This window comes from Micromonospora sp. NPDC047738 (assembly GCF_040642675.1).
Classification (GTDB): Bacteria; Actinomycetota; Actinomycetes; order Mycobacteriales; family Micromonosporaceae; genus Micromonospora.
Genome location: NZ_JBEYSO010000018.1, coordinates 45,590 through 56,726, shown reverse-complemented (window position 1 = coordinate 56,726; position 11,137 = coordinate 45,590). Strand labels below are relative to the sequence as shown.

Genomic DNA, 11,137 nt, shown 5'->3' with positions numbered 1-11,137 from the left:
GCCGGCCGCGGCAGGGGCCGGCACGCGAAAAGGGGAGGCAGAGGTGCAGGCGCGGGACCGCATCGCCGACCGGTATGAGCTGACATACCCGATCGGGCGTGGCGGGATGGGCCAGGTCTGGGCCGGCTACGACGAGCGGCTCGACCGGCCGGTGGCCGTCAAGTTCCTCCGGCAGATGGAAGTGCCGGAGGACGAGCGGGACGTCGCGGTCAAGCGCTTCCGGCGGGAGGCGCGTGTCACGGCACGTCTCGACCACACCGGTGTGCCGGTCATCCACGACCTCGGAGAACACGGCGAAGACCTTTACATCGTCATGCAACTCGTACGGGGCATCGAGCTCGCCGACCTCATCGCCGAACGGGAGCAGCTCAGCGTCGGCGAGTCCACCTCGATAGCCAGCCAGGTCTGCTCCGTGCTCGCCGCTGCCCACGATGCTTCCCTGGTGCACCGCGACCTCAAGCCCCAGAACCTCATGATCACTCCCACGGGAGGAGTCAAGGTCCTGGACTTCGGTGTCGCAGCCCTGCTCGGTCCCGCCGAGGCATCCCGTCTGACCGCTACCGGCCACACGCTGGGCACCCCGGCATACATCGCGCCGGAACAAGCCGCCGGAAACCCGACGGGACCTGCGGCCGACCTGTACGCGCTCGGCTGCATCCTCTTCGAGACGCTCACCGGACGCCCACCCTACGAGGCCAAGAACGCCCCGGACATGCTCCGCCGGCACATCCAGGCACCGATCCCCGTCATCACCGAATACCGGCACGACGTTCCCGACGACCTGGCACACCTGCTCTACTGCCTGCTCGCCAAGAAGCCGACCGACCGCCCCGGATCAGCAGCGGACGTCGAACAACTGCTCGCCCCCTTCCATCCGGAAACAGATCAGGCCTCAACGAAAAGAGGACGCCGGACATCGCCGGAAAGGACTGACGGGTCAAACGAGCGGGTAGGCCCGGAAGAGGCTGCTGAGCCGCAACAGCTGGAAGAACTGCTCGAGCGGGGGCGAGAGTTGACCGAGGCGGAACGCTTCGCGCAGGCTGCAGAGGTCCTGCAGCAGGCGCTGCGTTCGGCGCCAGCAGGCCACCCTGAGTCGCAGGTCATCGCTGTCCGGATGGACCTCGCCAACGTCCGCATGCTCGCCGGGGACTATCGGAACGCCCGGCGCGACTTCGACGCACTCGCACAAGACCTCGGGGGACCGGGCGGCGACCTCGATCTCGCGCAACGATGCCGGCAGCAGGCCCTCGCGTGCGACGCTGAACTGGCTTTCTCGCCGCTGCCGGCACCTGCCGATCTGGCCGGTTGACGCGGCCACCGTCACGAGTGGCGGTCCGGCTTGTCCTCAGGCCGTCAGCACGTCTCGCGGCTTGCCGTGGCCCAGGTCGCCGAATGAGCAGGACCTCCTCGCGCGCCTGGCGCGCGTTTCGAGTTGAAGCCGGCCCGGGATCCTCGTGCGGCCTTTGTCGATCTGCTCAGCTACCCCCAGCCCTTTCTTGCCAAGCTGACCGCCCTGGCCAGGTCGATCTCTTCCCTGGCACATGGATCAGGTTCCGAGCACGGCCCACGAGCGAGGGGTGCGCCGACCATCGCCAGAGGTGCCGGTGTGCTTTCCGGCCGGGAGGTGCCATTGGCTGACCGCAGGCAGCCACAGCATCGACCCGCCGGCCTACACAGCCCGAACAGGCTCTCAAGAGGGGCGTTGAGCCGCGAGTCCATCCTTGACCCTGGCAGGGCCGTCCGCTCTCTGCTTCCAGCGTCTGGGTCGCGTCGAGGGCGGTAGCGGCAGCCATGCCTCCAGACGTCCGAGCGAAGTGCCAAGGGCGCCAAGTTCTGGCCGCAGGAGGTGCAGGTTTGACATTGCCACACTCGCATCTCATGCGCCGGCGAGTTACCAGTGAGGTGTGCCGGTCGAGGCTGAGGCCAGGTGCTGCTCAATGAGCGCCCGAGCCGTGCGGAGGTCCAGCTGGAAAAACTCACGATCGGGCCGGACGCGATAGTCGGCGAGCAGCGCATGCAGGGCACCCTCCACCGCGCGGGCGCCGCGTACCGCCCACAGGGCGCGTACACCGAAGGGAATCATGACGCCGGTAGCGCGGTTGATCTCCTTAACGCGCTCCTCCACGGAGCGGTCCGTAAATCCAATCTTGAGCACCGTCGGCTGCTCACGGGTGGACAAGATGTAGATGTAACCCGTCCCTGGCCGTTCGGGCGTACGCTCCGCAGGGAATGCGGCTAGGTGCTGACGCCCGCCTGCCCCCGCAAAGTCATCGAGGGCCGCCTTGAGGGCAGCGGCATCCTGCTTCTTCGTCGCGGTCCGCACGCTGGCCAGCGCGCCCGCTGCCCGGCGGCTGTGCGCGAAGTCCGGACGACCCAGCTGCTGCCACACAGTGAACCAGTCCCATTGATCCTGCCGGTAGCACCTCGAGTACAGCCCTTTGACGACCGCCACCTGGTCGAGCGCGGCTGTCGCGCGCTCCAATTCGACTGCGTCGAGGAGAGCCAGCACGGTGGCTGCGGCACTCTTTCGTTCCTGGTGAGCGGCCGGCTTGACGGGAGCCATCCCGAAGCCCCACTTCTGCCAGACCCGAAGCTCATCCTTCACCGGTCGAGTTGTCACGCCCATCTCCCCGCTGACCTGCAACGACCCCTCCGAGTGGACCTACGCTTGCTCAAGATCGCAGCCCACACGAAGGGGTGAGCATGCCACACGAGGACAGCTCGGCGCTCGAATGCGCCCAGGTGTGGCCTCTCAGCGGCATAGCAAAGTACCTCGACTCTGCGTCCAAGATCAACCCGCACGGGCGGGGGCCGGCAGGATGACTCCCGCCTGATCTCCTGTCATAGGAGCGCGTCCGAGAGCCGGGTACCTGTCACTTGAGGAATTTATTTGGCTGTGGCGCCTCTCAAGTCGATGCGGGCGGGCGGCTCTGCCTGCCGATGACTGCTGATGGGACGGCTCGTCTCGTTGCGGCCGGCGGCGTTGTGCTGTTGGGGGGTCAAGAACAACGCTGCGTCAGCCATTTCCTGGTCAGGGCGAGATGCCGAGAACGCCGACCGTGAGACCGTCGGCGATTTCGCGGGCCAAGGCGGCCCCGGCCGCGGCGGCTTGGTCGAGCTTGGAGCGAAATGTGGCAAGTTGGCGGAAGGCTTGCCCGTATGTTCGCTGCTGGTCGAGCGGCAGCACGGGAATGGTGAGCCGTCTGACGTCGATGCGAAGAGTGCCGCTTCCGGTGCTGGAGGCGCGACCAGCGACGCGCAGGTTCTCTGTGCGGGAGATGACGCCAGCGACGAACCACGGGTCGAAGCGGGTCGTGTCGACGCGCATCAGCTGCACGCCCGGGCCCAGTTCTGCTCCGATCTGCTCCGGGGTTGCTACATGGGCGATGATCTCACGGGCGACGGTCGGGATGAGGATGTCACCGGCCTGCACACGCGGTCCCGGGTGGTCGTCTTCAGCCTGATCGGTAGAACCCGTTGCCGACGGTCCGGGCAGGATGTTGGAGGCAGTCAGCACTGCGTTGTCGGAGGCGGCGCTGATTGATCGGGTGCGTGAGGTTGCGCGTTGCACGGAAATGCTGCCGGATCGAATCAGGTCGGCAATGTCGGCTTGTGGTGCTGCGTGTAGTGCTACGGTCCGCGCCTGCTGTACGGGTGGGAGCCCGCGCCGTACCTCATTGAGGAGTTGGTCGAAGTCGCTGATCTTGGCGAGGATCTGCGCCGGGGTGGCGGCGAGCTCGTTGGCCTGCGGTAGGTAGCGTTGCGGTGTCAGGTCGACCTGATCATCGAGCACATCGATGGCCGGTACGGTGCGGTGGACGCCGGGCTCCTCGGCGATGTCATTCGACAGGTAGGCACGCCACGCTGTTCCCACGATGTCGGAGAGGCGGCGGGTCTTCGAGGCGGTTGTGGTGTCGACGACCAGTAGACCTCCTGCGGGTGGCTGCCGCGGGTTGGGCTGGGCGAGGACCCAGACGTGCAGGCCGATGCCGGCCGGTGGCATGAGGCCGGCGGGCAGGGCGATGACGGCGCGCAGCGCTCCGCGGCGTACCAGTTCGGCGCGGACGCGGCGGCCGGCCGGACGCAGCGCGGCGGCTGGGGGCATGAGTACGACGGCGGTGCCGTCGGGGGAGAGGTGGGCCAGGGCGTGCTGCACCCAGGCGAGTTCGGGTTCGGTGCGCGGGGGCAGGCCGTAGGTCCAGCGTGGGTCGTAGGCGAGGCGGTCGTGGCCCCAGTCGTGGATGCCGAACGGGAAGTTGGCCACGACGACGTCGGCCCGCAGGTCGGGCAGGGCGTCGGCGAGCAGGCTGTCGCCGACGTGTACGACGGGCGGCTCTGCGGCGTGCCCGGCGCGTCGGGCACGCAGGTGCACGAACCATAGGCGCAGCAGGGTGATCAGCGCGTACTGCGGCTTGATCTCCTGCGCGTAGCAGCGCGTCATTGTGGCGTTTCGAAGTGCCAAATCGGCGGCCATGCGCAGGATCGATCCGGTGCCACTGGTGAAGTCGAACGTGCGGGCCCCAGAGCCGGCGAGCGTCAGCATCACTTCGGCGACGCTGTCCGGTGTGCTGGCGAGGCCGGACAGTGAATTGGCCGACGTCACATACTGGTTGTGCAGGTACTCGAAGGCGAGCTCCGGGTCCTGCTCGGAGGCAAGTTGGTCGACCGTGTGCAGCAGGGTGGTGAGCTGCTGCGTCCATTGTTTCGGCAGCAGGTCGTCGACGAGTTCGGCCAGGTCGGGGTCGAGGGCGGCCAGGCTGGTGACGAGCTGTTTCGGGGCGGGCAGGGCTTCGCCGGCGGGCTCGTTCTGCTGGGAGCGGACGAGTAGGTAGGCGCCGGAGATGCTGAGGGCATCGGTTATTTGTGCTGCGGGCTGGTAGCTCTCGATGTGTCGCCAGGCCCACTGCTCGGTGCTGGCTCGGTGCAGTCGACCGTGCTGGCGGAGCCACTGCTCTACTTCGCGTGCGTCGAAGGATGGGCTGGTCGGGGTGCCGCCCACTGGTGACGGGAAGTCGGCGTAACGGCGGCGCCAGTTGCTGACCGCGGCCCGGCCGACGTTGGCCAGGCGCGCAATGCCGCTGGCGGTCAGGGTCGCGTCACCGATGACCATGTTCGGCTCTGTTGTCACACGTGAACGCTACCATGTCGCCGGCTCTTGTTTACAGGGTTCACAAGGGCTACATTGCTCCTGGTTCCGATACACAAGCCACCTTTGGGGGTCTCCATGCCTCGTCGTGGACGTAGCACCACTGTCGGCAAATTCGCCAAGTTCTATCAGGACCGTCGGGTCTCCGAGATTCGCGTGCTCGGCGAGCTGCTGCGCCGCGAGCAGCAGGCTGCGTCCGGCGACGGCGCAGAGGTGACCGACGCGCGGGAAGGCGCCGTCGCCGCCCACTGACCCGGATTCATTTCATCCCAACGATCGAAGGAGGACCATGAACACCCTTGCTCGCGTCTGCGCTGCCCACCGCCTCGACCTCATCCTTCTCGCCGGTCGCCTACCTGCTCACCGGGGCGCGGCAGTACGGCTCGGAAAACAGTTCGGCCATGCCTCCCGAGGCGTATGCGCGTGTGCGCCTTGACCCCGTGGTCGGTGCGGCCATCGCCGACGCCTACATGGCCGCACCGACCTCGGACGAGCGGGCCCACACCGCGTACGCCGCGTTCTGTCGGGAGACCGTGCGGCAGTACCACTTCCTGGTGGGCCGGGTCGAGTTCGGCGGCCTTGGCGTGACGGTGCGGATCGTCGACGAAGACCCGTACCTCGATGTGGAGTCCATGGTCGAGGATGTGCGAGTACGCCGGTTGAAGGTGTGGGCCAGCGCCGCGACCGGCAACCCGCACCCGTACCTCAGTGACGGCGAGAACGACATGTTCCGCGCCGTGCACGACGCGTTCGGTCACGCGGCCAGCGGCCGGGGCTTCGACCGACACGGCGAGGAGGCGGCCTGGTTGAAGCACAGCGCGATGTACTCGTCGCTGGCCCGGCGGGCGCTGGCGACCGAGACACGCGGTCAGAACTGCGCGCAAATCTTCCACTACGGCGGTGGCCGGTTCGCGGAGCAGAAGGCTGTGCTGTTGCCCCGGTCGTTCAGCGATCCGCGTCTGGTGCAGATCGGTGGGACGGGGATGAAGACGAGAGCTGCTTGATGATCCGCTCAATCTCCTGCCGCAGCTCCATCACCGTGGCGTGTTCGGGTCCGACCAGTCGGACACGGTCCTCTAGCAGCACGTTGAGTTGACGCAACGCCCGCTCGTGCTCGCCGAGTGGTACGTGGGCGCGGGCGGCGCGCAGCCGGAAGTCGAACACCAGCCGGTGGTCCTCGCCGTGCCGCTGCGCGAGTTCACTGGCGAGCCGCCGCCACTCTCGCGCGGCGGCTCGGAACTCGCCAGCGACGTGCAACTGCTCGGCCTGCTTCGCGGCCTGCTCGACATCCAGCTCGGCGTTCCCCGTTGCCGGCGCCACGCTGTGCGGGGTCGGCTGCGGCACCCGCCCGATGATCGCGGCGTATGCCCGCACGGGGCTCATGCCGTCGGCGACCACGCCGGGGAGGGGAGGAAGGTCCTGGGCAAGTGGCACCAGTACGTCGTACACCTCGGCAGCGTTCGCGGGCCGATCCTGCGGGCGGCTCGCCAAGAGCGCGTGGACGAGATCATCGAGCTCGGTAGGGACGTCGTCGCGCAACTCGGCGGGGCGCGGTGGGGGGTCGGCCAGCTGGTGCCGCACCGTGGTCATCGTGGTCACGCCGTCAAACGGTGCACGGCCGGTGAGCAGGTCGAACAGCGTGGCGCCCAGGCCGTACAGGTCGGTGAGGTGGTCGGTGGGCCCGCCGAGGATCTGCTCCGGTGCCATGTAGCCCACGGTGCCCAAACTCTGTCCGCTCAGAGTGATCCGCGAGTAGCGGTCATCGTCGCGCATCACGGCCAGGCCGAAGTCGAGCACCTTGACCGCGCCGCTTCTCTCCAGCATGACGTTGCTCGGCTTGATGTCTCTGTGCACCAGACCGATCTGCTGCGCGGCGAGCAGGACGCTGCTGACCTGTGCTCCAATAGCGGCTACCCAGGCGATCGGAAGCCTTCCCTGCTCGGCCACCAGATCCGAGAGCGTGATCCCGTCGACTTTCTGCAGGACCACATAGGGCAGGCCGTTATGCTCGCCCAGGTCGTAGACGGCGGGGACCCCGGGATGATCGAGCCGGGCGGTCAGGAGCGCCTCGCGTCGGAACCGACGCACCAGATCATCGCTCAGGGCACTGACGACCTTCACGATCACACCGCGGTCGAGCAAGGTGTCGTGAGCCGTCCAGACCTCACCCATTCCCTTGTGCGCCAACGGGAGCCGGCTCACGTTGTACCGGTTCTTGAGGCTCGCGCCCGCCACCACGATTGCCAGCATAACCGCCAATGACCGGCCAGGCGCGGACGGCTCGGGTGCCAAGTTGCCTAGTGAATGTCCGCAACAAGATGACGCTTGCAAGCGGCGTTCACAACATGGTTCACTGTGGTCGGTCCGGGATGCCAAGCTGCCACCGGGCGGCCGTACGTGCCGCGCGGTCGCCACCGCTCACCCCTGTCCAAGGCTCACGACAGTGCCAGCACATGGCACCTCGGTCTACCCAAGGCACCGGCGACGGGGGGAACGGTATGGCTGAGCTGGCCATCGACCGCGGATTTCTGCCCGCGTACGCCAGGCTGGACCGCCGAGTGCAGCGCGCCGTCGACGCCGCGATCGGCAAGTTCGCCGAACACGCCCATGCTGCGTTGATGCTGTGGTCGTCGCGCGTGGTCAGGCTGCGTCCAGCAGAGCCGGGAGTTTGCGCATGTCGTCGAAGACCACCGTGTCCGGGCCCTCCAGCCGGCGCGCGGGGGTCAATCCGCCCGCATAGCCGAAGCAGCGCATCCCGGCGGCGCGGGCCGCTTGGACTCCGTACTGGCTGTCCTCGACCACGACGCACGCCGCGGGAGAGACACCCATCATCGCCGCCGCGTGTAGGAACAGGTCGGGGGCGGGCTTGCCGTGGGCGACCTCGGTGGCGCTAAAGATGCGGCCCTCAAAGCGGGGGTACAGGCCGGTGCGACCCAGGGTGTGGCGCATCTTCTCGTGCGTACCGCTGGAAGCCACGCACGTTGGCAGGGTGATCTCATCGAGCGCCTCGTGGATCCCGTCAACGGGGGTCAGTCCGGCGTCCACCGCTTGGCGGTGTGCTAGGTCGAACCGGTCGGCCCAGGTGGCAGCCACGCCCTGCCCGAGGCGAGCCGCGATCTGTTCACCGATGGACGTGCTGGACCGGCCGATGAAGCGCTCGATGATCTCTGCCTCGGTCAGCGGCCAGCCCAGTTCCGCGCCAAGCGCGATGTTGACACGGACCGCGATGCGCTCGCTGTCGACCAGCACCCCGTCGCAGTCGAAGATGACAAGCCCGATCGGATTGATCATCCGGACAGGCTAGTTGAGTGGGTAGGGCGAACCTGGCGGCACCCACGTCCCCGGAGGCGCCGGATCGCCGTCACCGCCGAGGTGGCGGCGAACTCGGACAGGTCGACCACGTTGCGAGGCAGCACCGCCGGCCGGTGCACGACCGGGGACGAGAAGGACGCTTCTGCCGCATTCCGCGCGTCCCGCTGCCTGATCGACTGCCATGAGGGGCGAGGGCGTCCGGACATGCCGTTGCGACACGATGTCGCACTTTGCGAGTGGACTCGCAGTTAGCCTGGGTGATTCACCGCGATCGCCAGGATGCGCTGTTCGTCGACGTGTAGATGAGCGGAAATGCCTGCCCTGCAAGGGAAACCTGTGATTGCGACATCTACAGGTTCTCTTCGGGGGAGGCACTTCCGAGGTGCAGCTTACGGCGTGGTCGAGGGATCTGCGGGTCACCGCGGGCGGGTCGGGTGTGGTGTCGCACGCCGGTCTGGCGCTGTTGCGGTTGCTGGCTGATCGGGCCGGGTTGACCGTCGCGTTGTCAGCGGGGCTGGCCCGGACCGCCGTTCGGTCAGTACGGGAGTTCGACGCCGCGCCGCTGGGCGAGTTCCCGGTGCGCGGTGATGATCGCGTCGAGCCACCTGGCGAACACGTCGTCGGCCCGCAAGACGCGCGTCAGGCTCGCCTCGAAGAGTTCCCGATCGGCGTGGTAGGCCTCCGCCACGTCCGGCTGCGTGGCGAGCGTCTCCTCGATCAGGTCTTCGTCGACCAGCTCGCAGCCCGTGTTGACGATGAGCTTCACCTCGTCACCGAGGCTGAGATCCCACCGTAAACCGTCGCTCGTACCAAGGTAGAGAACCTCGCTGAGCGCCTCGCGGCTCAGCGCCTCCTCACCGAGGTCGGGATGAACGATGGGTAGCAGCACCTGAGGGGCGCGGTCGAGCACCGCGGCCACCGGCGCTTCGCGGGCGAGTTGGTCGCCGCGCCAGGAGATCTGACGACCGTCCGGCGACGCACGAGACGGCCGAACGCCGGGCACCGCGTATGCGGGAAGTTGCGAACTGGAACTTATGTGGCCGGTCTCCCTAGGGTGGGTGACTCACGGTGATCGCCGAGATGTGCCCTTCGTCGGCGTGTAGATGAGCGGAAGTGCCTGCCTTGCAAGGGAAACTTGTGATTGCGACATCTACAGGTTTCTCTCTGGGGGAGGCACTTCCGAGGTGCAGCTTACGGAGTGGTCGAGGGATCTGCGGGTCACCGCGGGTGGTTCGGGTGTGGTGTCGCACGTCGGTGCGGCGCTGTTGCGGTTGCTGGCTGCTCGGGCCGGGTTGACCGCAGGGTTGACGGCGGGGTTGGTCCGGGCCGGCTGGTGGCCGGTGCATGATCGGGGTCGGGTGCTGGTGGACCTTGCCGTGATGATCGCTGACGGTGGGGACGCGATCGCGGATATCGACGTGCTGCGCCATCAGCAGGAGGTGTTCGGGCCGGTGGCTTCGGACACCACGGTGTGGCGGACCCTGGACGAGGTCGGTGTGGTGCAGCTGCGGCGCATCGCCAACGCCAGGGCGAAGGTGCGGGCCCGGATGTGGCAGCTGTTCGGCGGCCCACCGGCGGCACGAGCGGCCGGTCGGGACATCGGCGCCGGGATCGTCGTGCTGGATGTGGACTCCACGATCGTGATCGCGCACAGCGACAAGGAAGGCGCCGCGGCCACCTACAAGCACAGCTACGGCTTCCATCCGATCCTGGTGACCTGCGACAACACCGCCGAACTGCTGGCCATCAAGCTACGGCCAGGCAACGCCGGGGCCAACACCGCCGCCGATCACCTCGACGTGCTCGCCCAAGCAATCGCGCAGGTCCCCACACCGCACCGGCGGCACCTGCTCATCCGCGGTGACTCCGCCGCAGCCACCCACGCCGTGCTCGACTGGCTCACGCAGCAGGACAGCAAACGCGGCCGGCGAGTGGAGTACTCCCTCGGTTGGTCGATCGGCGAGACCGAACGCGCCGCCATCACCGCCCTACCCGCCTCGGCGTGGTCGCCGGCGATCAACGCCGACGGCAGTGTGCGTGACGGCGCCGCCGTCGCCGAACTGACCGGCCTGCTGCCCCTGCCAGGCTGGCCGGCCGGGATGCGGGTCATCGTCCGGCGGGAACGCCCCCACCCCGGCGCCCAACTCACCCTGTTCGAGCACCGGGACGGCTGGCGCTACACCGCCTTCGCCACCAACACCCCGACAGGAGCCTTGCAGTGGTTGGAGGCCCGCCACCGGCCCCACACCCGGATCGAGGACCGGATCCGCTGCGCCAAGGACACCGGCCTGCGCCGGCTACCCTCCCGCGAGTTCGCCATCAACGCCGCCTGGTGCACCGCCGCAGCGATCGCCGTCGACCTCATCGCCTGGCTGCAGCTCATCGGCCTCGACGGCGACCTGGCCAAGGCCGAACCGAAACGGCTGCGCTACCGGATCCTGCACACCGCCGCCCGCCTCGTGCACGGCCAACGCCGCCGCTGGCTACGCATCCCCGCCACCTGGCCCTGGGCCGAACAGATCACCACCGCGTTCACCCGGATCACGGCCATCCCCGCCCCCGGCTGACCAGCACAACCCGCCGCCCCGACAACCCGGAGGACCCAGGAGACCACGCCCGCCGCCGCGACAGACGGCCCACCACCACGCCCGGAACCAGGCCACATCGACAGACAACGAT

Annotated in this window: 10 protein-coding genes; 4 read left to right on the top strand and 6 right to left on the bottom strand. The window is 68.0% G+C overall.

The genetic code is table 11. The annotated features are described in order from the left end of the window. Positions 1–43 precede the first annotated feature (43 nt). A complete protein-coding gene (locus ABZ783_RS24700; RefSeq protein ID WP_357442056.1) occupies positions 44–1,309 on the top strand; it encodes a protein kinase in 1,266 nt (421 codons plus the stop codon). A gap of 582 nt (positions 1,310–1,891) precedes the next feature. Here ABZ783_RS24700 and ABZ783_RS24695 read toward each other — a convergent pair. Next, on the bottom strand, positions 1,892–2,620 hold the full coding sequence (locus ABZ783_RS24695) for a GIY-YIG nuclease family protein (protein WP_357442055.1): 729 nt from the start codon (positions 2,618–2,620) through the stop codon (positions 1,892–1,894). A gap of 411 nt (positions 2,621–3,031) precedes the next feature. Further along, complete coding sequence (locus ABZ783_RS24690) at positions 3,032–5,128, bottom strand: N-6 DNA methylase (RefSeq protein ID WP_357442054.1); 2,097 nt, start codon at positions 5,126–5,128, stop codon at positions 3,032–3,034. Between the two features lie 96 nt (positions 5,129–5,224). On the opposite strand from ABZ783_RS24690, the gene ABZ783_RS24685 reads away from it, so the two are divergent. Both ABZ783_RS24685 and ABZ783_RS24680 read left to right on the top strand, forming a co-directional pair. Further along, entirely contained in the window at positions 5,225–5,398 is a 174-nt protein-coding gene (locus tag ABZ783_RS24685) for a hypothetical protein (protein ID WP_357442053.1), read from the top strand. A 47-nt stretch (positions 5,399–5,445) separates the two neighbouring features. After that, complete coding sequence (locus ABZ783_RS24680) at positions 5,446–6,150, top strand: hypothetical protein (RefSeq protein WP_357442052.1); 705 nt, start codon at positions 5,446–5,448, stop codon at positions 6,148–6,150. Here the strand turns inward: ABZ783_RS24680 and ABZ783_RS24675 are convergent. From ABZ783_RS24675 to ABZ783_RS24660, 4 genes are all read right to left on the bottom strand, one after another. Then, entirely contained in the window at positions 6,092–7,384 is a 1,293-nt protein-coding gene (locus tag ABZ783_RS24675) for a serine/threonine-protein kinase (RefSeq protein ID WP_357442051.1), read from the bottom strand. The genes ABZ783_RS24680 and ABZ783_RS24675 overlap by 59 nt on opposite strands. Before the next feature lie 197 nt (positions 7,385–7,581). Beyond that, a complete protein-coding gene (locus ABZ783_RS24670; RefSeq protein WP_357442050.1) occupies positions 7,582–7,755 on the bottom strand; it encodes a hypothetical protein in 174 nt (57 codons plus the stop codon). Between the two features lie 31 nt (positions 7,756–7,786). Beyond that, positions 7,787–8,437: an HAD family hydrolase gene (locus ABZ783_RS24665; protein WP_357442049.1), complete on the bottom strand. Its 651-nt coding sequence runs from the start codon at positions 8,435–8,437 to the stop codon at positions 7,787–7,789. A gap of 556 nt (positions 8,438–8,993) precedes the next feature. Next, positions 8,994–9,377 carry a hypothetical protein gene (locus tag ABZ783_RS24660; protein ID WP_357442048.1) on the bottom strand — a complete coding sequence of 128 codons (384 nt, stop codon included), beginning with the start codon at positions 9,375–9,377 and terminating at the stop codon, positions 8,994–8,996. A 265-nt stretch (positions 9,378–9,642) separates the two neighbouring features. Between ABZ783_RS24660 and ABZ783_RS24655 the strand changes: the two genes are divergently transcribed. Beyond that, positions 9,643–11,025, top strand: coding sequence for an IS1380 family transposase (locus ABZ783_RS24655; RefSeq protein ID WP_357442047.1), 1,383 nt, complete (start codon positions 9,643–9,645; stop codon positions 11,023–11,025). The last annotated feature ends 112 nt before the right edge of the window (positions 11,026–11,137 follow it).